At 38.5% G+C, this 21,996-nt stretch carries 28 protein-coding genes and 2 tRNA genes; 13 read left to right on the top strand and 17 right to left on the bottom strand.

Features of this window, described 5'->3' with window-relative positions; genetic code table 11:
* Window positions 1-15: 15 nt before the first annotated feature.
* The 4 genes from ACSLUF_RS17850 to ACSLUF_RS17835 all read left to right on the top strand — a co-directional run bounded on the left by ACSLUF_RS17850 (window position 16) and on the right by ACSLUF_RS17835 (window position 1,645).
* On the top strand, window positions 16-966 hold the full coding sequence (locus ACSLUF_RS17850; RefSeq protein WP_435624023.1) for a PorP/SprF family type IX secretion system membrane protein: 951 nt from the start codon (window positions 16-18) through the stop codon (window positions 964-966).
* Window positions 967-1,003: 37 nt separating this feature from the next.
* Window positions 1,004-1,360, top strand: coding sequence for a dihydroneopterin aldolase (gene folB, locus ACSLUF_RS17845; protein WP_435624022.1), 357 nt, complete (start codon window positions 1,004-1,006; stop codon window positions 1,358-1,360).
* A 56-nt stretch (window positions 1,361-1,416) separates the two neighbouring features.
* A tRNA-Cys gene (locus ACSLUF_RS17840) sits at window positions 1,417-1,488 on the top strand.
* 86 nt (window positions 1,489-1,574) lie between these two features.
* Window positions 1,575-1,645, top strand: a tRNA-Cys gene (locus tag ACSLUF_RS17835).
* A 28-nt stretch (window positions 1,646-1,673) separates the two neighbouring features.
* Here the strand turns inward: ACSLUF_RS17835 and ACSLUF_RS17830 are convergent.
* The 3 genes from ACSLUF_RS17830 to rnr are packed head-to-tail and all read right to left on the bottom strand — an operon-like array spanning window position 1,674 to window position 5,236.
* Window positions 1,674-2,336, bottom strand: a complete 663-nt coding sequence (locus ACSLUF_RS17830; protein ID WP_435624021.1) for a LysE family translocator — start codon at window positions 2,334-2,336, stop codon at window positions 1,674-1,676.
* 6 nt (window positions 2,337-2,342) lie between these two features.
* Window positions 2,343-3,020 (bottom strand): head GIN domain-containing protein, encoded by a 678-nt coding sequence (locus tag ACSLUF_RS17825; RefSeq protein WP_435624020.1) that lies wholly within the window; start codon window positions 3,018-3,020, stop codon window positions 2,343-2,345.
* A gap of 32 nt (window positions 3,021-3,052) precedes the next feature.
* Window positions 3,053-5,236, bottom strand: a complete 2,184-nt coding sequence (gene rnr / locus ACSLUF_RS17820; RefSeq protein WP_435624019.1) for a ribonuclease R — start codon at window positions 5,234-5,236, stop codon at window positions 3,053-3,055.
* A gap of 591 nt (window positions 5,237-5,827) precedes the next feature.
* Here rnr and rpiB point away from each other — a divergent pair.
* The 9 genes from rpiB to ACSLUF_RS17775 all read left to right on the top strand — a co-directional run bounded on the left by rpiB (window position 5,828) and on the right by ACSLUF_RS17775 (window position 11,121).
* Entirely contained in the window at window positions 5,828-6,259 is a 432-nt protein-coding gene (rpiB, locus tag ACSLUF_RS17815; RefSeq protein ID WP_435624018.1) for a ribose 5-phosphate isomerase B, read from the top strand.
* Between the two features lie 12 nt (window positions 6,260-6,271).
* A complete protein-coding gene (locus tag ACSLUF_RS17810; protein WP_435624017.1) occupies window positions 6,272-7,192 on the top strand; it encodes a cation diffusion facilitator family transporter in 921 nt (306 codons plus the stop codon).
* Window positions 7,192-7,635 (top strand): GNAT family N-acetyltransferase, encoded by a 444-nt coding sequence (locus ACSLUF_RS17805; RefSeq protein WP_435624016.1) that lies wholly within the window; start codon window positions 7,192-7,194, stop codon window positions 7,633-7,635. The genes ACSLUF_RS17810 and ACSLUF_RS17805 overlap by 1 nt, the downstream gene beginning before the upstream one ends.
* A 30-nt stretch (window positions 7,636-7,665) precedes the next feature.
* The gene (locus ACSLUF_RS17800; protein ID WP_435624015.1) at window positions 7,666-8,220 is read left to right on the top strand and encodes a GNAT family N-acetyltransferase; all 555 of its coding nucleotides are present in this window, start codon (window positions 7,666-7,668) and stop codon (window positions 8,218-8,220) included.
* A 73-nt stretch (window positions 8,221-8,293) separates the two neighbouring features.
* Window positions 8,294-8,566 (top strand): hypothetical protein, encoded by a 273-nt coding sequence (locus ACSLUF_RS17795; RefSeq protein ID WP_435624014.1) that lies wholly within the window; start codon window positions 8,294-8,296, stop codon window positions 8,564-8,566.
* A gap of 175 nt (window positions 8,567-8,741) precedes the next feature.
* Window positions 8,742-9,644 carry a carboxypeptidase-like regulatory domain-containing protein gene (locus ACSLUF_RS17790; RefSeq protein WP_435624013.1) on the top strand — a complete coding sequence of 301 codons (903 nt, stop codon included), beginning with the start codon at window positions 8,742-8,744 and terminating at the stop codon, window positions 9,642-9,644.
* A gap of 19 nt (window positions 9,645-9,663) precedes the next feature.
* On the top strand, window positions 9,664-10,074 hold the full coding sequence (locus tag ACSLUF_RS17785) for a hypothetical protein (protein ID WP_435624012.1): 411 nt from the start codon (window positions 9,664-9,666) through the stop codon (window positions 10,072-10,074).
* Window positions 10,075-10,220: 146 nt separating this feature from the next.
* Window positions 10,221-10,697 (top strand): hypothetical protein, encoded by a 477-nt coding sequence (locus tag ACSLUF_RS17780; RefSeq protein WP_435624011.1) that lies wholly within the window; start codon window positions 10,221-10,223, stop codon window positions 10,695-10,697.
* A gap of 1 nt (window position 10,698) precedes the next feature.
* Window positions 10,699-11,121, top strand: coding sequence for a lipoyl domain-containing protein (locus tag ACSLUF_RS17775; RefSeq protein ID WP_435624010.1), 423 nt, complete (start codon window positions 10,699-10,701; stop codon window positions 11,119-11,121).
* On the opposite strand, the gene ACSLUF_RS17770 is transcribed toward ACSLUF_RS17775, so the two are convergent.
* From ACSLUF_RS17770 to ACSLUF_RS17705, 14 genes are all read right to left on the bottom strand, one after another.
* Window positions 11,058-11,336, bottom strand: coding sequence for a type II toxin-antitoxin system RelE/ParE family toxin (locus tag ACSLUF_RS17770; protein WP_435624009.1), 279 nt, complete (start codon window positions 11,334-11,336; stop codon window positions 11,058-11,060). The genes ACSLUF_RS17775 and ACSLUF_RS17770 overlap by 64 nt on opposite strands.
* On the bottom strand, window positions 11,323-11,586 hold the full coding sequence (locus tag ACSLUF_RS17765; protein ID WP_435624008.1) for a ribbon-helix-helix domain-containing protein: 264 nt from the start codon (window positions 11,584-11,586) through the stop codon (window positions 11,323-11,325). The genes ACSLUF_RS17770 and ACSLUF_RS17765 overlap by 14 nt, the downstream gene beginning before the upstream one ends.
* A 115-nt stretch (window positions 11,587-11,701) precedes the next feature.
* Window positions 11,702-12,313 (bottom strand): hypothetical protein, encoded by a 612-nt coding sequence (locus tag ACSLUF_RS17760; protein ID WP_435624007.1) that lies wholly within the window; start codon window positions 12,311-12,313, stop codon window positions 11,702-11,704.
* Window positions 12,285-13,529, bottom strand: a complete 1,245-nt coding sequence (locus ACSLUF_RS17755) for a DNA cytosine methyltransferase (RefSeq protein ID WP_435624006.1) — start codon at window positions 13,527-13,529, stop codon at window positions 12,285-12,287. Before ACSLUF_RS17755 ends, ACSLUF_RS17760 begins: the two co-directional genes overlap by 29 nt.
* A 40-nt stretch (window positions 13,530-13,569) precedes the next feature.
* A complete protein-coding gene (locus tag ACSLUF_RS17750; RefSeq protein ID WP_435624005.1) occupies window positions 13,570-13,893 on the bottom strand; it encodes a hypothetical protein in 324 nt (107 codons plus the stop codon).
* Window positions 13,894-13,896: 3 nt separating this feature from the next.
* Entirely contained in the window at window positions 13,897-14,337 is a 441-nt protein-coding gene (locus ACSLUF_RS17745) for an SRPBCC family protein (RefSeq protein ID WP_435624004.1), read from the bottom strand.
* A gap of 71 nt (window positions 14,338-14,408) precedes the next feature.
* Window positions 14,409-15,503 carry a helix-turn-helix domain-containing protein gene (locus tag ACSLUF_RS17740; protein ID WP_435624003.1) on the bottom strand — a complete coding sequence of 365 codons (1,095 nt, stop codon included), beginning with the start codon at window positions 15,501-15,503 and terminating at the stop codon, window positions 14,409-14,411.
* Between the two features lie 109 nt (window positions 15,504-15,612).
* Window positions 15,613-16,056, bottom strand: coding sequence for a hypothetical protein (locus tag ACSLUF_RS17735; RefSeq protein WP_435624002.1), 444 nt, complete (start codon window positions 16,054-16,056; stop codon window positions 15,613-15,615).
* 84 nt (window positions 16,057-16,140) lie between these two features.
* Window positions 16,141-16,605: a Crp/Fnr family transcriptional regulator gene (locus ACSLUF_RS17730; RefSeq protein ID WP_435624001.1), complete on the bottom strand. Its 465-nt coding sequence runs from the start codon at window positions 16,603-16,605 to the stop codon at window positions 16,141-16,143.
* Between the two features lie 7 nt (window positions 16,606-16,612).
* A complete protein-coding gene (locus ACSLUF_RS17725) occupies window positions 16,613-17,026 on the bottom strand; it encodes an MFS transporter (protein WP_435624000.1) in 414 nt (137 codons plus the stop codon).
* A gap of 15 nt (window positions 17,027-17,041) precedes the next feature.
* Window positions 17,042-17,809 (bottom strand): MBL fold metallo-hydrolase, encoded by a 768-nt coding sequence (locus tag ACSLUF_RS17720; RefSeq protein ID WP_435623999.1) that lies wholly within the window; start codon window positions 17,807-17,809, stop codon window positions 17,042-17,044.
* A 39-nt stretch (window positions 17,810-17,848) separates the two neighbouring features.
* The gene (locus tag ACSLUF_RS17715) at window positions 17,849-18,112 is read right to left on the bottom strand and encodes a hypothetical protein (RefSeq protein WP_435623998.1); all 264 of its coding nucleotides are present in this window, start codon (window positions 18,110-18,112) and stop codon (window positions 17,849-17,851) included.
* A 24-nt stretch (window positions 18,113-18,136) separates the two neighbouring features.
* The gene (locus tag ACSLUF_RS17710) at window positions 18,137-18,703 is read right to left on the bottom strand and encodes a hypothetical protein (protein ID WP_435623997.1); all 567 of its coding nucleotides are present in this window, start codon (window positions 18,701-18,703) and stop codon (window positions 18,137-18,139) included.
* Window positions 18,704-18,731: 28 nt separating this feature from the next.
* Window positions 18,732-21,974 (bottom strand): S41 family peptidase, encoded by a 3,243-nt coding sequence (locus ACSLUF_RS17705; protein WP_435623996.1) that lies wholly within the window; start codon window positions 21,972-21,974, stop codon window positions 18,732-18,734.
* Window positions 21,975-21,996 lie beyond the last annotated feature (22 nt).

The raw sequence follows: 21,996 nt of genomic DNA, 5'->3' as shown, positions 1-21,996 counted from the left end.
TTAACCTGCTGAACAATGTTTAAAAAACTCTGTACCCCAATTTTAATCCTTTTTCTGGCCTTTTCGGCTAGAAGTCAGGAGCTGACCATACCGCAGCTTTCTCAATATATAGCGGATAATCCTTTTATCATGGCACCAACCTATGCGGGTATCGGTGACCACATCAAAGTGCGCCTAAATGGGCTTACCCAGTGGGTGGGTATTGAGGACGCTCCTGATACCCAGACATTGGCGGCTGATGCACGGATTGGAAATCGTTCCGGAATCGGTATGCTTTTATACAATGACAGTAATGGAGAAACCAAACAGAGAGGTTCACGGATTTCCTTTGCGCACCACCTTACTTTGAATAGGTATGATGATATTTTCTTGTCTTTTGGTATTTCGTACAACTTCAACCAGTTTAGGATTGATGTAGAAAACTTTACGCCGTTCAATGGACAGCTTCCTACAGATGACAGAGCAACAACTAACCATAATTTTGATATTGGAGTTCTGTATCGCTACGACAAATTTTACTTTAGTGTCAATGCTTCAAACCTTTTAAACAAGGATTTGACCCAATTCAACCCGGTCTTCGAACCCAACACCCTTCGAAATTATTATGTGTTTACGGGTTATAGTTTTATGAAGAACAAAAACAGTAAGTTGGAGGTTGAGCCTTCGGTTTTCTTTCAATGGTTTGAGAATGATGGTCGTTCTGTTACCGATTTAAACACCAAGTTCCGTTTTCATGACTTCGAAGACTATTACTACTTGGGGCTTACTTATCGTTTCTTGAATGATCAACTGGGAGAACCCTTGTACATTGCGCCCATTGCTGGTTTTAAGAAAAGCAACTTCTATTTTGGTTATTCCTATCAAGTAATTACCAATGAAATTTTAGGATATAGTACAGGAACCCATGTCTTGACCGTGGGTATGGATTTATTCCAAGGATTGAGCAATTGTCGTTGTACATATTAATTTGATTAATTTAGCGCCCACTTAAAAAACATTACAAGTGGGAAGCATCAGCCTCAATAACATTCGTGTACATGCCAATCATGGTTGTCTTAGGGAAGAAGGCCTTATTGGGAGTGATTACCGAGTGGATATAGTAGTCCGTGCAGATTTAAGCAAACCATCTCTTTCCGATAAGCTTTCTGAAACAGTAGATTACGTTCATTTAAATAACATTGTGAAGGAGGAAATGGCAATTCGTTCTAAATTGCTGGAACATGTGGCGCAAAGAATTTCCTCACGTATTTTAAATGAGTTGGAAATGGTGCACAAAGTAGAAATATCAGTGTCCAAGATAAACCCGCCTATTGGAGGCGACGTGGAAAGTGTTTCTGTAAAAATCGAGAATACTCGATGACCATATCTCGGAAGCAATTTTTACCCACTTACTTTTAATACTTTTGACTCACACAAGGCATTGTGGTCGAATTGGATAGACAAAATCTTGCAAAGGTTTTTATGGTGGTTCGAGTCCACCCGATGCCTCAAAGTAAATCCCTCTCAAGCAAGCTTACATTTAAGCCTCTTCTAGCTAAAAGATTCGTAAAATATTTTTAGCTTTGCCAACCATTGGCATCGTGGCCGAGTGGCTAGGCACAGCTCTGCAAAAGCTTGTACAGCGGTTCGAATCCGCTCGATGCCTCTTAAAGCCGGTTTATAACCGGCTTTTTTTATTCACTTATACGCTCCAGTCCCTCTTGTATATTGAACCTATCTTTGGGCAAGAAACCTTTGGTTATCAAAACAATTCCACAAACCATCAAAATAATGCCCAAGCCTTTTTTCAATAAAACAATCCGTTCTTCCGTCAGGTAGCGTTTCAATTGTTTTGCCAATAAGATTTTAATTAAATCTGTAAAAAAGTAAACTGATATTACTGTGCCAAAAAAGATGGCCATCCGATTGGCATCATTATCTAGGCTTGGTCCAACAATCACCATCATACCCAGCCAAAAAGCCAAAACACCAATATTGATAAAGTTGAGCAAAAACCCTTTAATGAGCAATCCCAGATAGGTCCCTTTCTTTATTTTAAGTCCTGGTTTTTTCTTTGTTTCCTTTCTTACAAAAATTACAATGCCATAGACCAGTAAAATCATTCCACCAAAAACAAAAAGTCCTGGCTGGTTGCTAAGGTTTTCCAACAATTGAAAACTACTGAAATAGGCAATAAGTAGAAATACAATATCTGCGATAATAACTCCAATATCAAAACTTAGAGCAGCTCTAAAACCCTTGGTCGCACTGGTTTCCAACAGCACAAAAAAAACCGGGCCTATTACAAAGCTTAAGAAAAAGCCTAAAGGAATTGCTGTTTGGATATCCTCAATCATTCCCTCTTACATTCGTTTTATTTTACCTCCGAACACCTTCTTTTCATCCATCTTTACCGGGTCTCCGTATACCTCAACCAAGCCCCCGGCCTTAACGGTCGCCTTTACGTATTCCGTTGCATAAATACTTGCCCTTCCTCCAGCATTTACGGATATCGTGGTAAACTCAGTTTTCAATTCCTTGCCATTGTAACCTCCACCGGTATTGATAATAACATCTTGGTTTTTAGAAAATCCTTTGGCCATCACTTCTCCTCCTGTCACTGCTTTTATAAGTAATTGTTCTACCTGACAATTAATTTCCAATTCTCCTCCTTCTTGGGCTTTTAACTCTAGGACGTTCTGTGAGAAAGTATCTTCTGAAGAAATTCTAGCATCCTCATTAGTGTCCAGCACCTTTAGATTCTCTGAATAATACAAATCAATGAATGTTCGGTAGCCACTGAAAATCTTATCTATTTCCATGCGGAGTTTTAAAACTCCACCATTGTTTACAACAGCTACTTTATTCGTATTTGCCCCTTTAATTACCGCTTTATTCTCATTGGATTTGATTAGATTAACGGATAAACCATCAAAAGCCTTTACTTCAGAAAAGCTTCTCAAATCCTTGGTGATTGTTCCATCTTGGGCTTGCATACCCAAAATCATCATCAAAAATAAAAGGCTCTGTATTGCTTTCATCTTCTGAAAAATAACAGTTATTTCAAAAAAGTCTATTCCTTTTTTCCTAATAAGGAAAAATCCAAGTGTCTTTTCATTAGGTCGGTGTCCTTTACCATAACCCAAACCTCATCACCCAACTGATACATTTTTTTTCTCCGTTCTCCGATGATGGCATATTGACGTTCATCAAAAATATAATAGTCATCCTTAATATCACGAATGCGAACCATTCCCTCACACTTATTTTCAATAATCTCAACATAAATACCCCATTCTGTAACACCAGAAATGACGCCTAAAAACTCCTGGTCTTTATGGTCTTCCATAAATTTAATCTGCATATACTTAATGGAGTCTCGCTCTGCGTTGGCCGCCAATAGTTCCATATCCGAAGAATGTTTGCATTTTTCCTCATAAATCTCCGCTTTTGGCTGCTTCTCCTTGTCTAAATACTTTTGAAGCAATCTATGTACCATTACATCAGGATAACGCCGTATCGGAGACGTAAAATGCGTATAATACTCAAATCCCAGTCCGTAGTGACCAATATTCTCGGTGGTATAGATAGCCTTGCTCATACTTCGAATCGTCAAGGTATCTACCAAATTCTGCTCCTTTTTCCCCCTAACATCTTTTAAAAGCTGATTTAAAGAGCTATTAAGACTTTTTTTGTCCCTAAGGTTAATACTATGACCAAATCTGGATATCACTCCATTCAATGCCAGTAATTTTTCTTCATCCGGTTCATCATGGATACGATACACAAAGGTCTTTTTCTGTTTTCCAATAAACTCCGCTACCTTTCTATTGGCCAGTAGCATAAACTCTTCAATAAGCTTATTGGCATCTTTGGATTCTTTGAAATATACTCCAGCTGGTTGATTGTCTTCGGTTAAGTCGAAACGTACTTCAATTTTATCAAAAGAAATGGCTCCCTCATCCATACGCTGTTTTCGCATAATTTTGGCCAGCATATCAAATTGAATAATGGCTTCAACAAGATTGTTTCCAACCTCATAACCGTCTTTCCGAATCGAAATATCCTTAGGAATCTTATTAGACTTGGTCTCAATAATATGCTGTGCTTCTTCATATGCAAAACGCTCATTGGAATTGATTACCGTTCTTCCAAACCACTGCTCGATGACATTTGCCCGACTATCCATTTCAAAAATGGCCGAAAACGTGTATTTTTCTTCATTCGGTCTTAACGAACATGCCCTATTTGAAAGAATTTCTGGTAACATTGGAACCACTCTATCCACCAAATACACCGAAGTGGCCCTTTCATAAGCTTCATCATCCAATACTGTGTTGGGTTCCAAATAATGGGATACATCTGCAATATGAACGCCTATTTCATAATTTCCGTTTTCTAATTTTTTAAAGGACAGGGCATCATCAAAATCCTTGGCATCTTTTGGATCTATAGTAAAAGTCAGCACATCCCGCATATCTCTGCGCTTGGCAATTTCTTCTTCCTTTATCGAGGTATCCAATTGGTTCGCATATTGTTCTACTTCATAGGGAAATTCATACGGTAAACCATATTCCGCCAGAATAGCATGGATTTCGGTTTGGTGTTCTCCTGGTTTCCCTAAAACTTCCGTCACTACTCCAAAAGGAGAGTCTGCATCTGCTGGCCAATTTTCCAAATTCACCAAAACTTTATCCCCATCTTCAGCTTTATTCAACTTTTCAATGGGAATAAATATGTCCGTATACATTTTTGGGTCGGTAGGTCGGACAAATGCGAAGGTTTTTTGTTTATCCACGATACCTACATAGGTTTTCTTTTTGCGTTCCAGGACATTGGAAATCTCACCTTCCGGTTTCTTTCCATTGCGTTTGGGTTTGAGAAATACCTCCACAGTATCCCCATGAAAAGCTTTGTTCAATCTATTGTAGGGGACAAAAATGTCATCCTCCAAATCTTCTACCATCACATAGGCATTTCCACTAGTGGTCACATCGACTTTTCCGGTAAAGTATGTATTTAAAGAAGGCTTTTTCTGGAACTTGCCTCGCTCCACTTCAACGATCCGCTCACTTGCCCGTAACTGTCCCAATCTTTTAATGAGATCATTACGATCTCTAGTTTCATTGATGCCAAGTTTAGCAGCTATTTGCTTGTAGTTAAAGCTTTTGGAGGGTTCTTTCTCTAAAATGGTAAAAATACCTTTGGTTATTTCATTCTTCCTTTGGCTTCTTGCCCTTTTCTTTTTTTTCGACATTAACCATCTTGTTTTTGGAAAAATACGAATTATAATCCTTTATGGATGTTACATAAATTGAGTTACCAAAAAGAACATCTTTTATTAACATGAAATAGTATTATACTTTTTTCTTTTTTTGAAATTTAAAATTCTGTTGTTTATGATGGTTTGTTGAAATGTGAAATAATTTTTTTAAAAAAAGTTTGCTTTGCACATGAAAAGAATTTTGTCCACAATTTTTCAAAGGATGAAAAAATTTAAAATCAATAGATTACATTTTTTCTTCACGAATATTAATAACATATATCAACATGGATTTATTGAAAAGTAAATATTGATTTAATGTTAATTACCCAATACTTTTTATTGAAATGTGTTGATTAAATATTAATGGAATATTAGGTAAAGTTTAAGAAGATTTTCTTATTGAAAAGAAATGAACTAAAATCAAAATTTAGTTTCCTGTAGTTTTCTACAAAAGATCAACAAACGGGTATTATTTTAAAAACCTTGTCTATGAGGTATTTATAAAATGCAGTCAAGTTTTATAAACAACCCACCTAGAAAAGAATTGTACCTTTGTTTTAGTATAATGTAAGCACTTGTATTATGAAAATAGCCATAGGAAACGACCACGCAGGAACAGAATATAAGTTGGCTATTGTAGGCTTATTAAAATCTAAGGAAATAGAATTCGTAAACCACGGAACAGATGGTACGGACAGTGTGGATTACCCCGATTTTGCCCATCCGGTTGCCAAGAATGTTGAAGATGGGGAAGTAGATATGGGCATAGTGATATGTGGTACGGGAAATGGGGCTAGTATGACCATTAACAAATACCAAAAGATTCGGGGAGCCTTATGTTGGAACAAAGAAATAGCGGCATTGGCCAGGAAGCATAATGATGCCAATATCTTAAGTCTTCCTGCACGATTTATAGCCTTGCCACAGGCTTTGGAAATGGTGGAAATCTTTCTCAGTACCAAATTTGAAGGCGGTAGGCACGAACGCCGAATAGAAAAAGTGCCTTGCGTTTAACATTTTTATATTGTGGGCCATCACCATCACCATCATGGCCACGAACACGGCCACCACGATTTAAAAGGGAGAAACCTTCTCCTTTCCATTCTTCTTAATGTAGGTATTACTACAGCTCAGGTTATTGGAGGTATTATTTCAGGTAGTTTGGCCTTACTCTCGGATGCGCTTCACAATTTTAGCGATGTACTTTCCCTTATTATAAGTTATGCAGCCACCAAATTGGCAAAAAGAAAGGCAAGTGCAGATAGAACTTTTGGATACAAACGCGCTGAAATATTGGCGGCCTTTATCAACGCATCAACCTTGGTTATTGTAGCTGTCTTTCTAATGATTGAAGCGGTAAAGCGATTTTGGCAACCTGAAGAAATCGGTTCAAATCTGGTTATACTCATGTCGTTAATAGGAATTTTGGGCAATGGACTTAGTGTGCTGCTTTTAAAAAAAGATTCCAATGAGAACATGAATATGAAATCGGCCTATCTCCATTTATTAACAGATATGATGGCTTCGGTAGCAGTTCTAATAGGAGGAATTTTGATGAAATTTTTCCAGATGTATTGGGTAGATGCCGTCTTGACCATGGCCATAGGCCTCTACCTCATTTATATGGGGTATGATTTGCTAAAGGAATCTACAAAAGTGTTGATGCTGTTCACACCAAAATCCATTGAAGTACAAGAAATTGTGAATTCGATTTGTGAATTGGATGCGGTAAAGAACGTGCACCATGTGCATATTTGGCAATTGAACGAAGAAGAAATTCACATGGAGGCCCATATTGATTTTAAGGAAGATATCAGGCTTTCGGAGTTTGATACTATTTTGGAGCGGATTGAAAAACACGTATATCAACGCCATGGCATAAACCATGTGAACATACAACCAGAATTTGATAAACGAGATTCCAAAAATATTATAGTACAAGACTGATGGAAATCCACATAAAAACCTTTGAAGAATTGACCAAGGCAGAACTCTACGCCATTTTGGCCTTACGGTGCGAAGTCTTTGTGGTGGAACAAGAGTGTGCCTATCAAGATTTGGATTATAAAGACCAGAAAGCCATTCACGTTTTGGGAAAAAAAGAAGGGAAAGTAGTGGCCTATACGCGAATGTTCAAACCAGGGGATTATTTTGAAAATACCAGTATTGGACGAGTAGTGGTTGGGCAAAACGCTCGCCAATTTGGCTATGGAAAGGATATTATGGAAGCCTCTTTAAAGGAAATAGAAGAAAACTTCCCTAAAGGGGACATAGAACTTTCTGCCCAGACTTACTTAGTGAAGTTTTATAGAGATTTGGGTTTTATGGAACAGGGTGAAGGCTATTTAGAAGATGGGATTCCACATGTGCGAATGGTGAAAAAGGACTGAAAACAATTTTATAGAAACGATACAGTTTTCATGAATAGTAAACTACAAACAGAAAGACTGTTGATAAGTCCAATTTCTATGGATGATTTGCAGCAGATTCATGAATTGCATTCTTTACCAGAAACAGATAAGTTCAATACTTTGGGTATTCCAAAAAACGTGGAGGAGACAAAATTGATAATTAAGGATTGGGTTGAAAAAAACAATTCCGGACAGGAAAAGAATTTCACCTTTAAAATAGAAGAAAAAGAAAGCAAAGCTTTTGTCGGGCTAATCGCTATGAATTTAGGAATGCCCAAGTTTAAAATTGCCGAGGTATGGTATAAACTTCATTCCAATTTCTGGAATAAGGGTTATGCCACAGAGTCTTTGAGCCGTATGTTGAAATTTGGATTTGAGGAACTAAAACTGCATCGAATTGAGGCAGGCTGTGCCGTGGAAAACATTGGTAGTATTCGAGTTTTGGAAAAAGCGGGAATGACCCGGGAGGGCAGAAAACGAAAAGTGTTACCGCTTAAAGACGGGTGGTCCGATAATTTTCATTATGCCATTTTAGCTGCCGATGTAAAGAAAAGCCCACTTTAGATAAATTATATGTAACAAATATCATTTTCAACCACTTATATTCTAGCAGCTAACTTTTACACGATTATTCACAATGGCCGACGGAAGTTTATCTCAGTTCAAAGCTACACTTGCTAGAAAAAAGGCAAGAAAGGACAAATCAAAGGGTAAGTTTGACAGGAAAAAACTTGATTTTAAAGATGAAGACTTGAAACCAGAGTATAATTTCCCTGAACTTTCTGAAGACGAAATGGATAGTGTAAAAAAAGAAATACGTAGGAAAGCTAAATCTGAAAGACAAATCGAACTAGTAATCCTCGGGGTATTAGTAGTGGGGATACTGTTATTGATTCTCTATATCAATTAATTTTGATTAGCACCTGTTCATCATTTTGATGGATTGATAACATTACACCTATAAACCACCTACCCAAAGCCAATTAAAAAAGTCTTTCACTCATTCAATTGGCTTTTTCACTCATTCATAGTTCTCTTAAAACGCAGAAACAGGTATTTTGCTATGGAATAGCAATCAACACATTTTGAAAAACCTGATATTTCTATATTGTTTTTTGACTTTTGCTCTCGTCTATGGGCAAACAATTGAATATACAGGTATAGTTAAAGAAAAAAGAGACAAAACGCCTTTGCCTGGAGTTCAAATTATAGTTAAAGGAACAAAACTTGGCACGCAAACCGACTTTGACGGGAATTTTAAAATAAGCGTTCCTGATTCTTCAAAAGTACTTACCATTTCGTACTTAGGATTCAAAATGCAAGAAATAAAATTAGATGAACCACGGCTACTAGAAATCTATCTCAAAGAAGATTGTAACATATGTTTTTTTGATTATCAAGATATTGGTTTTCATGCCATGAGCGGTATATTAAATAACCCTGTTGGAGGCCAGTTGTATTTTTCAACACCTGCTATGTTTGGCGGCACCACTCTAAAAACAAATGTGGCTTACCAAACCAATCTAAAGGAAAACAGGTTTTTAAGCTCCTCTGTTAGTTTGGTTCATTTATTTATGGATTGTGGGTTTGACATGGATATAAAAGCGTCCCTTAGAAATTTAAATCACAACAATAATATAGATTCACAGAGCTATAGCTTGGAAAGCAGCATAAATATTAGAGGAATAAAATTGTTGGCTGGATTTAGCAATATAAATTACTTGGAATTGGACAAGAACAAAATGGTTAAGTCTAATGGTCCATTGGTCGGGATTGGCAAGTGGCTTGGCCCACCTTTCTATGCTGAAGTAAATGCAACAACCAGTATTTTTAGAAACTTGAGCGAGTACCAAGTAGAAATAAAACGTAATTTCAGAAGGCTTTCAAGCTTTATCAGATACAATAAAATAGGAGGCTTTAATGAATTGAGTATTGGGTTGGGGTATCAGTTAAATTATTATTTAAAGAAGAGAGAAAAATTAGAATAAACATCAAAAACAGAATGGAATGAAGTCAATTCTTTTTCTTTTATTACTAATTTCTTATTCGGGTTTTGGCCAAGACCAACTTTTTGGATGTTATACAAGTAAAAAGGAAGAAAACAGCATGTTCGTCACGAAAATTGAACTTAAAGATGACTGGACGTTTAAATATGAATTTGTGGGTGATTTGGCGTACAACTGGGGTGGAGGAAGTTATGACATAGACACTGAGCAAGTCGTGATTTTAAATTTTGGGGAATCTCATCTGGATTCAACCCAACAAATAATACAGTCCCTATCTTCAGGAAAAGAAATTTTTGGACGAAGGTTCTATGTGCTCAAAAAACAGAATTTATATCCTTTGGGAAAGGATGGAATTTTAAATAAAAAAGCTCGATTGGAGAAGAGCAGTGATTGTAATTTTAGAAACAAATAAATAGCTCCCCAAATAAATTCCTACTTTGCATAAATGAACCACCTACCCAAATCCAAACAAGAAGAACTACAGCTGCTGGCACAAGAACTAAAAGAACTGACGGAGGAGATTTGTGGGGAGAAAATTAGGAAGATAGGAGAAGAAAAATGAAAAAAATAACCCTGCTTTTACTGGTTTTTGCTGTTTGTTCTTGCCAAAATAAACTAGAATTAGATGGTAACTGGGTCATTATAGAAATGGCACATTATGGTGAGAAGGTCTATCCAGAGACAATCTCAAATGAATTCAGAGTTGAGTTTAATGTTGATGGTTATGATGGAGCAGAGAAAGTACGATTTAATGCAGCGGACTCAACTGTTACTTTTCCTGGCTTTAAATCTGATTATTTGGACTTGAAATTTTCAATGAGTACGGATTCAATACATTTTAAAGGATTTGATGGAACCTCAAAAGAAGAAAGCCATAAATTGACTAAAAGAACCTTTCTCAGAGACTTCGAAATAGTCAATGAATCTGATAACAACTATCTAAGGCTAAACTCTGATTTGACAATCATTCGAATGGTTAAGGAAGAATATCTGTTAGAAGAAAAGCTAGATGATTTTTTCAATCAATTGAGGTAAAATGAGAAAATGGCTTATCAAACAAATGGAAAAATTTGGGCTGAATAGTTCAAATTTAAAAACAGATGTTGAGTTAAATGGTCGTTTACTCGAACCAGGGGAATCTCAAATATTTACATTTCCAGGCGGCCTTGGTGATTCTGGTGAATGGAGAGTTAAAAAATGGTTCTTTAAAAAGGGAGATTCCATCAAACCTGGGGATATAATTGGTGTTTTGGAAAACAAAACACAGATATTTGAATTTGAATCTTTTGTGGGAGGTAAGTTCAATTATTTAAAAAATGTAGGACAAAAAGTAGAAATTGGCACCGTTCTATTTGAAATTAAAGGTAGGTCTCTTTTTAATTATTTGCATAAAATTTATCCAAAATCCTGCCGTCCCACAATCGCCATAATTTCAACAGTACTCGCAACAATTCTATAATAAATACTGTCCGATTTATGCACATATCTCCGGTAACCCAAAACAATATGGTTTACGGATTGGTAATGGTATGGGTTTTTAGAAATACGGTCAAAACAATTCAACAACTCAGACAGATATACCTCTGCCTGTACTTTCCCAAACTTGGAGATACCGTAGCTGTATATTCGAATTAAATCGTCTTTTGCTTCCGGAGATAGTTTATACTTGGTCATTTGAATCAGCCTCTTTTCGTATTGTTTTAAACAATTCGTCTGAGGTTAATTCAACAGGACCTTCGGAGGCCATTCTTTCTTCGGACCGTTTTAGTTTGGCCCGGAGCCACTCTATTTCAGTTTGCCTAAACCGCTCCTTACGGATAAGGTCGTTCACCACTTCGCTTTTGCTAGAATATTCTTCGCTTTCTACCAAGGATTTCAACCATTCATCATTCGGTTTTGTGAGTGAAATACTTTGTCTGGCCATGTTAAAACAGATTCCTTATGGTGCAAATATACACCAAAAACGAACCAAATTAAAATTAGTTAACGATTTGTGTCAGGTTGAGCGCAGTCGAAACCTATTTTAAACTCAAATAGACCTAAATAAACTCTTTAGCCACCCCAATCTCCTTCAAAAATGCCAATTGAAACACCAGATTAACAGGTTGTTCGGCTTTGTTTTTGCTTGAAAAATGAATATGCCCCTCTTTGCGCAAATCCAAACCAGGCAGCTCCATTTTCCCATGAAAGCCAAGATGTTCGATGACTCGCTTTTGGAGGAAATCTTCATCTAGACCTTTTTCAGTTAAAAAGGAAAGCAGCTTTTGTCGATTCACAAAAGTGATGTTGCACTCCGTAAAGTTGTCACACGGTTTTTGAATATTCGTGACCAGAGCGTACATCTGGGTCTTCTTTTTAGCATCAAATAGCCAGCCCTGTTTCAAGGTTTCGTTTTTGGTATAGAACAACTCAAAAGCAAAAGTTGGGAGGTCATTATTAAGGTAGTCCAACTGCGCTTTTTCGTCCACAAAAAAGGTTTCACCCGTCTTTTTGTGGGTGAGGACGAGGTCTATGCCCTGTAACTGCTGTTCTAAACTGTGCACACGTTCAAAGTCATATAACTTTAAATGTTTTTGATAGTAGGAATCCAATAAGGGAATTAGCCTTTTCTCTTGAGCTAGGTCAGTTATGAAATTGCTTTTCAAGGGCATTTATTTTGTGGAACAAGGTGTTGCCCAGTTTTTCCACAACACCGACCACCAAAGCATTGCCCATAAAAAAGGCGCGTTTGGTGTTGGAAATGCCTTCCAATTGCGTGTGATTGTCGGGAAATTGGTTTAACCGTTCCAATTCAATAGGAGTGAGTCTTCGCAGTCCTGAAGAGGTTTGGACCACGTGCTTAAACCGGGACGGGGACTTACCACCCTCTCCGGTAATAATGGTTCTGGAAGGTTGATCAAGCGCATCTGGGAAAACCATGCTTCCCTCGCTATAATGGTAAGCAAAACCTGTTTTGGTCTTGCGGATTTCTTTTTTAGCACCCTTTAGGTATTCCCATTTTGGAATATCACCTTCTGGGATATAAAATTCAGAATCGAGCTTTTGATTTTCTAAGATATCTGAAAGTTTGGCCTGAGTCCCGTGATAATCTGTAAGGATACTTAGGGTGTGCACCTCATGGTCGAAACAGACCCCTGAATTTTGAAAAGGAGAAAGTTCTTTGTCCAGGTTGAAGTGTTTGGAAAGCGAAACCAAATCGTTTTCCAAGGAAAAAGAATGGAGCGCCCCATTTTGTTTTACAGGAAAGGAAGAGGCCATGGTTCCCTCTTCCAAGAGCCATTCTTTTGGGTTTTGTTCGGTCAACTTCTCAAATACAGAAGTGGATTTATGGTACCCAAGGAAAAAAACGCGCCGACGGCGCTGGGGCATGCCATAATCGGCAGCGTTGATGACCCGCCATTCCACAGCATAACCCAATTCGTTTAGACTTTTGAGCATTACTGCAAAATCTCGTCCACGTTGTGAAGAAGGTGATTTCAGCAAACGGTCTACATTTTCAAAAAGCAGGTATTTGGGTTTATTTTCTTTTTCAGAAAGAATACGATGAATGGACCACCACAACACCCCCTTTTTTCCAATAAGTCCTTTGGAGTTTTTTAGGCTTGTGGCCACAGAATAGTCCTGACAGGGGAATCCACCTACCAATACATCGTGGTCGGGAATTTTTGAGGTGGGAACTTCTTCAATATTGATATTGGAATGGTTTTCTGCACCAAAACGAGCTTCGTAAACCATAGAAGCATGCTGTGTTTTTGTGGAAGGTTCCCATTGGTTGCTCCAGACCACTGTGAATTTACCAGTACCTTCCAGCCCTAATCGGAATCCACCAACTCCAGCAAAAAGTTCACAGACCTTCAGTTGTTGCATATTCAAAAATAGAACAACTAATCAAAAACGGAGGTATTGATTATTTAGGCTCCAAGGTTATCACATAATCATAGGCCTCATCAAGAAAAGCAGCAAGTGTATCCAGGTTGTTCAACATTTTTTCCGGTACCAACACATAGCCGTGCATAACAGCCCCATGGGATTTGAACAAGGTAGAACCCCACTCTTTTATGTATTTTTTCTGGACCTCTTTCGAGAAGCGAATGCCCAGTTCCCCATCTTTGTTTAGTATGGAAAACATATAACCATTGGCTGAGGTATAAGGAACGGTCTTCCCCTTTTTTTCGAATCTTGGACATCTTGAAACCAAGTCCTCGTATCGTTTAAGTTTCTTTTCCCACATGTTTTATTGCTTTTCTACATAGGTTTTGAATTGTCTCATCCATTTTTCCGCCGGTTTTCTGTACATACTGGGGAATAAAATGGACATAAGCTTTGGCAATATCCAATTTATCCGAGTATACTCATATTCGTATTCATATCGTGTAGAGAATTCGTCTATAGAGATGAATCTACATTTCATGGTATTGTCCATATGTTTATGGTGATACACGGCTTCAAAAAAATCAGGGAGACGATTGGTGAGAATGGTTTCTTCCATTTCCATTTCCGATTTTCCAAACTGATAGTACATTTTGGAGACAGCACCGGCCTGTCCAAGGGTTCCCTTTATCAGTTCTTTCCTCAGAAATCCATCTTGATATTCTTTGTACGAATTGGGGTCCATAAACAATTTGGCGACTTGACGCTGTGGTTTTTTGATTACAATAAATCCGCTATGTTTCATAAGGAAGTAAGGTTTGGGACATATTTAGAAAGAAAAATGCAGGATATGGTTACAGATTTAAAATGTAACCTTTATTTTTTTATTTTTTCCAGATATTCAGAAGGGGATAGGTTTTCAAATTCACGAAAAGATCGGTAAAAAGAAACCTTGTTATTAAAACCTGACTGGAATCCAACGTCAATCAATTTTATTTTTTCCTCTCCAGAAGCCTCGATGATTTTTTTGGCTTCATTAATTCGATACTGATTTATTAACCGTTTGAAAGAAGAATTGAATTTATGGTTAATAATCTGTGAGACATATTTTGTTGGAAGCGATATTTTTTCTGAAAACGTATTTAAGCTGAGTTCATCATTCAAGTACAATTTGTCTTCCTCCAAAGCATGCAAAATTCGTTTTTCATCCAGTTTTAGTTGCTCTAAATTTCCCAAATCGGGAACGCTTGTTTTTGATGTAAGGGTGGAACGATCAATCAGCATAAAGGCAATTGCCTGAATAATAAAGGCCATAGCAAGCATACTCCCCTGATTGATCAAGTCGAAATTAAAGTTCCCCAAAGGCTGAATCACAAAATAGGAAAGGTGTAAAAAAAGAAAAACGGAATAGATAAGAAGCAGTTTACGATACCAATTGACAATCGGGCTGTTTAAGGAATGGCTCCTAAATTGATTTAATTTTTTGATGGATAGAAAAATGTATAACCCAATGTATAGGAAAAAGCTCAGGGTAAAGTAGAAATCAAAGCTCGTATATGAAGGCACTTTTTCCATGAAATCCCTTACCATATTTATCTTCTCAACACCATCTAACGTATAAAAAGGAAGGTTTGCAAACAGCATTAATGCAAAGGGGATAAAATGCAAAAATGTAGCTTTTGAAATCTTAAAATCTCTCTGGTTAATCGCCAATGCCATAAAGAACATCAAAGGGGGCTTTGTAAAACTTAAGGGGTAACTGATGCCCAAGAGGTGCGGAACAGAAAGAATAATTTCGGTTTCTACCAATAGTCTTTCTACTAGCGTAATGCCTTCTACAATCAAAAGCAGAGCGAAAAGCGTTTTAAAAAGGCTTCTGTTGGTTGCTTTTAAAAGTATGATGGCAATAAAAATGGCCTGAAGCGCACCATAGGCAATTAAAATATTGAGTATAGAGACTTTTGGGTCCATTGCAGGTTGACGTCGTGTTTGAGTCGAGCAACCTAAAAATAATCAATAAAAAAATTAAGCCCCTTACCAATAGACGAACTCGGGCGTTCTCAGCGGAAGGGAATTGCTGTTATTTTTTGGCTTTATAATGAGCATAAAAACTAGTGAGAATGGCCAAGGATGAAACCAGGGTCATAACGGTTCCAGGCATAAAGTTGACGTAGCCTCCCAGATCCAGAAATAGAAAATATCCCAAATCAGCCAGTCCTCCGGTTATTGCGGCCAAAAAAATGGCATTTTTGTTGCCTTTCCAGATGAAGAAGGCACAGATGAAGGTAACCAGACCAATCCAAAATAGATTAAATCCATGTTGTCCAATAATGGCCCCTGCAGCAGAAGGATATTCCATTTGAAGACTTTCAGGATCAACCGCATCGGCGATTCCTGATATAGAAGCTGAAATGTCGTTGGTTAACACACCTTTCATAGTCATTACTCCAGCAAGGATGTGTACAAGGCCCCAAACAATCCATAGGATAGCGGCAGTTTTCAAGAGAATAGATACGTTTTTCATGGAAGCGGCATTAGGATTTTGTCCAATATGCCAATTAATCAAGAGGTTTCCATTAACCTAGATTAAGAAATAACAGAGAAAGGCTTACTTATGTCGTTCTCGTCGTATTTTGCTTAAGGTCTCTGGGGCTATTCCCAAGAAAGAGGCTACCATTTTTTGGGGAACCCTTTGGATTATATCCGGATAGGTTTGTTCAAAATGTTCATAGCGCTCAATGGCGGTGGCGCTCATCAACATGATTACCCTTTTTTGTAAGACGGATAGGCGCTTAATAAAAGCACCAATGTTTTGGGCCTCACGCTGAATGTCTTTTTCCAAAACCCAAATATCTGAATCTTCCAAGGCGTCTATGAACAGTTCACAGGGAACTTCTTTGGGCATGGCATCTCCAATAGTCCAGTTTTCTGGAGCGAACATGAAGATGTGTTCCTTTCCTTTTTCATCCAGCGAATAACTACGCAACAACCCAGAAACTACATGATATACCTTGCTGTCCAGCTCTCCACTTTTTTGAAGCACTTCCCCTTTTTTTACATTAATTCGCTTCACTTGTGTTTTATTTACTTACTGCAGCAAAATCACGCTTCATACCCTCGGAAGAAGGCCTTGTAAAAATCATATATACAATCAGAAACAAGCCGACGACCAAAAACTCTTTCTTAAGAAACAGAATCAAAAAGGCCGCCCCTTCGAGAATGGCCCAACGGATAATAGATGCTGTCATATAAGGCGCAATTCGTTCTTCAAACTTTGATTTTGGGTCCACGGTTTTTAATCGCTGATTGTAGACCATATTCCCCAAAAACATTGCGCAAAACCCTATCAACAGGTATATGAAACTGGTGGAATCTATTTTGGGGACATTCAAGAATTCCAAGGTTTGTAGGTCACCCAAGAAAAAGTAGGCCAAAGTTACCCCGACGCACAAGGCAATATGTATAATTTTGAGGGATTGTAATTTTTCGTTCATAGCTTGGTATTTACATTAGGATAGTACCATCCACTCTCCATCATCTGGAATGAATGATTTTTCCACAATTCCTTTCGCCTTTAGCTCTTCCTTTAGTTGCTCTCGCGTGGTTGGGCAATGATTGACAGCTTCGAGGTGATTGGCAATAACTTTACCTGGGGCGTCCTGAACAAAACGAATAACATCTTCCACCGTCATTAGTAGGGGTTTGAAAACATCAAACTGTGCTGAACCAGCAGCGACCACAGACACATCGGGGGCATATTCTTTCAAGACCTTTTGGACATCCTCTGTATAAATGGTATCAGAACTTAAATAGAGCGTTGGTTGATTAGGCAGTTCAATGTAAAACCCCATAACATTGCCAGCGGGTTTTGCTATAAAACCGTAACCATGTCTTGCAGGAATTCCTTCGATTTTGCCACCTAAAAAGTCACTTCTTTCCCAATATTTTATAGTTTGAACAACATTCAACCCCTTTTTTGAAAAAGCCTTTTCGTCCAAATAACTACAGATAACCGGGATTTTCTTCTGTCTTAGATAGTTTTCCGCTTCTTTATCAATATGATCTGGATGCTGATGGGTAATAAGGCAATGGGTTACCTTTTCTAGGGTGGGTCTACAACTTTCAGGCAATGAAACAATAGGATTCCTCTTAGGTTTAAATCTGAAAAACGTAAAGGGAGGCATGGTTCCTTCGGGACCCAACATGGGATCTACTAAAATGATCAGATCATTGGCTTCAATAACTAAAGTAGCGTTTCTAAAATGTTGAATTTTCATAACGAGTTTTTAAGGGTTAATCCTTATACCACATACTTTTTAGGAATCCTCAGCTCTGCGACTCAACTCGCTTTTTATTTTTTTCATATTACTAAATTGAAGGGGTAGAATCCCTGCGCAGGATATTCCGACGGCAATTAAAGCGATAAAGGATGAATTGTCTTCTTTGGCCAACAACCCATAAATAGTTACGGCAAACAGTACGATTAAAACACCAATGAGCAAGCCGGTTACAGCCTTTATCGTATTCAATTCTGATTGCAATCTTTCCGTGGTTTTTTCTTGAAAGGATTGTTTTTTCATTTTCTGCTGATTTTAATCTTACAATTATCTATTTTTCAATGGAATACTTAAGCCAACCGCGAAAGCTCCTGCAAATTGTTCCACAGAAGGTTGGAAATAATAGGCAAACCCTATATCCACATTGTTTTTTGGCCCAAGCTCTAATCCAATAGATACGGGAATGTGATAAATAAGTCCACTTTTATCAATGTTTTCAAAGATGGTAACAGTTCGAAAGGAACCTATTGAAGCCCCAATCCCACCTTCGATGTACGGCGCCACCCAAGGTATGGGGGCTCGAAGCCTTGCCTTGCCCCCCAAAAGAAAGGCCTTGGATTCGGCTATTTCATCTGTGGGGTTGTTATCCAGATCTTGGCCGTTGGCATTAGTGAAAATAAATCCGGCATAAGGCCTTAATTCAACCCAAGATTTAATCTTTAGCACAAATTCACCCTGAAGGAACAAACCGGTATCGACGGATTCATCCACACTGTTGATGGGTGCGCTAAGTCCGTATCCAATTTGAGCATTAATCGACTTTTCTTGAATGAACTGAGCGGTTCCATGGCCAACAAAAAGAATGTTGACCAAAAGAAAAAAGAAGATTTTCATTGTAAACGGCAAAGAAATCTTTCTCGATTTAGTTATTCAATAGTATTTGAACCGCTCTTTCCAATTGCTGATCTATGCCAGTTGCCATAACAGCTGGCATATTTTGAACGCGAATATCAGGTTCCATCTGATTGTTTTCCAAAAAAGGTTGTCCAATAGGCTTCCACCCACCCATGGGTATACCAAAGAATAGGGTTGGGTCAATTTGGGTCTCCCACCAGACAAAAGTTCCAGTTCCAGGCACCGGCATTCCCAGCGTTTGTCCACCATTTTTAATTTTATAGGCTACGGGGAATAAATGGGCATCGGAGTAATTACTTTCACCCATAAGGACGATGGAAGGTTTTATCCATCGATTCCAGGGTTGATACCCAATATTTTGTCCATGGGGAATAATATCCATGTATTTTTTACCTGTAAGAAAATCGGATAAAACATCATGAAGATTGCCCCCACCATTAAATCGTGTATCCACTATTAATGCATCCGCGGAAATATGCTTGCCCAGCGCATCTTCAATAACGACACGCATGCTGGGGTCATTCATACTCCTAACATGGACATAACCTAATTTTCCATCCGACAATTCCAAGGTTTTTGCCCGTCTGGAGTCAACCCATCTTTGATATAGCAACTGGTTTTCCCGACCTATGGAAATAGGTTTTATAACCTCTTGCCAACGTTTATTGGTAGCTGGGTCCAAAAGATCCAGAAGGATGTTTTCTCCCACTTTACGATTGAGAAATTGGTAAAAGTCAACTTCTGTGGAAAGGGCCTGTCCATCTATCTTTTCAATAACATATCCGGCTTTGATATTAAGCGCTGACTTATGCGATGGACCTCCCTTTAAAATCTCGGCTATCTTAATCCCATCACCGGTATGGCCATAATCATATAGCAACCCCAGCGAAGCGGTTCTGTCTCCATTTTCTGGTCTATTTCTATATCCGCTCCCTGTATGCGAGGCATTTAATTCCCCTAACATTTCGCTGAGCATTTCAGCAAAATCGTAATTATTGTTAATATGAGCAAGAAAACCAATGTAGGCCTCCTTGTAGAATGGCCAGTCCACTCCTTGAAGGTCCTCCACATAGAACTTTTCCCTAACCTGCCTCCAGGCATGGTCAAAAATATAGGCGCGCTCACCTCCTTTTTTAAGAACCATTTCCCCTTTGGTGCCAATAGGTTTGACGCTACCATCTTTGGCATCCACTTTTTTGACTCTCCCATCGGCCAATGCCAAAATAAAGTCTCCTTCTTTGGAAAGCTCAATGCTAAGTCGATTTGCCCCAATTTTAGCAAATTTCTTAGTCTCTTTGGTCCTAAGATTTGTTACCCAGATATCATTTTTCCCTTCAAAACGCGTGGTATAAAACAATTTATCGCCTTCTTTGGAAAGCAGAAAATCGGAAGCACTGGATGTGTGCACTGTAAGCTTTCGTTTACGCTTGGTTAAATTCTCAAAATCTATTGTAATGTTTTTTGACGCATCCTCTGTTTTCTTGTCGCCCTTCTTTTTCTTTTTGCCATCATCCTCGTCCTTTTCTTCTTTTGCATCGTCTTCTTGTTCTTTCAACAACTCATAATCCTCTTCGGAAAGTAGATATTTATCAAATGCCTCTTGGGTGAAGAACATACCAAAAACATCTCCTTCAGAGATGAAGCCATTTTCCGTTCTATTTCCTTGTCGTGTAGAAAGCCATACAACCATTTCTCCATCCATCATCCATTTTGGATTGAAATCCGTATACCCACTTTGGGTCAGGTTTCTAAGTTGTCCTTTTCCAGAGGCTTCAATTAAGCCGACCTCCGGCCAGAAAATACGCTCTTTTAGGCCAAAGTTTACTAAAAACCACTTGCTATCAGGCGACCATTGATACCACATATCACCATCAGAATAGGAATAGTTGTGCTCTCCGGATAATATGGTTCTGGTTTGTTTGGAGGCTAGATTGATTACCTTAATTGTAGTTCGGTTTTCTAGGTAGGCTACTTCTTTGCCATCTGGGGAGTATGCAGGTTGAAACTCTTCCGCATCAGAGGCTATAATGGTTTCTTCATCCAACAGAGTGGCGGCAAAAAAGTATTTCTCCTCTTTTCGATTAATGGATTTACTGTACAGGTTCCAGCTATCTTCAACCTCTGCGGCATACAAAAGAGACCTTCCATCAGGACTGAAGCTTACACTTCTTTCTTGCCAAGGGGTATCTGTAACTCTTTTGGTGGTGCCATGTTCTATGCTGCTAACAAAAATTTCTCCCCTAAAGACATAGGCGAATTCTTTTCCATTTGGAGACAAACTGGCTTCAGTAAAGCCACTGTTCACCTTTACGATTTTATCCAGATTCTGTCTACCATCAAAGCCTATGGAAATGTTCACCTTTTGAGGCTGGCCACCTTCTTTTAGAGTGTAGATTTCACCATGAAAACTAAAACACAAAGTCCCATCATCTGCTAGGGAAAGAAAGCGTACAGGATGATTTTCAAGGGTGGTTATTGCGGTTACCGAACCCGGATTGGTAATTGAACTTTTATACACATTGAACGAACCACTCCTCTCGGACAAATAGTAAAAGGTGTCATTATCTTCTGCAAAAACGGGATTTCTATTTTCTCCGGGGTTGTTAGATAACTGGGCATATTCCTTTGTTTCAAAATCGTAAACCCAAACATCTCGGGTAACCGATGAGGTATGGTGCTTTCTCCATTCATTTTCATATCCTTTTCGGTCATGGAAGATGAGTTTGTTACCATCGGGACTATAGGTGGCATCATGGGCGGGTGTGGTCAGCACCTGATTTATTCTCCCACCTTGCACAGGAACACTATAAAGTTCGGCCATGACCCCAGAGGGAAACTGCACATTGGTATGCAAATCTTGACGAAGACCGGAAAAAATAATGCTTTGGTTGTTCGTTGAAAAATCACTTGGTTTTTCGTTGCCGGAATGATAGGTAAGTCTTTGCGCCTCACCTCCTTCGGCCTGCATTACAAAGACATCAAAATTACCATATCTGTCTGAAGCAAAGGCTATCTGTTTGCTATCGTGGCTCCAAACCCCAGAATACTCATAGCTTTCAGATAAGGTTAGGGGAACGGCTTTGCCTCCAGCAGAGGGAACACTGTAAATATCTCCCTGATAATTGAACAAAATGGTTTTTCCATCTGGTGATATGGCTGGATATCGAAGCCATAAAGGATCTTGTTGTGAAAATGAACACAGGGATAGCAAAACGGCCATCAGAAAAGCGAAATGAAATTTTTTAAACATAATGTGTTGAATGCGGATTAAC

This window comes from Flagellimonas sp. (assembly GCF_965601775.1).
Classification (GTDB): Bacteria; Bacteroidota; Bacteroidia; order Flavobacteriales; family Flavobacteriaceae; genus Flagellimonas.
Note: the sequence above shows the minus strand (reverse complement) of the source record. Positions and strands in the feature narration are given on the sequence as shown.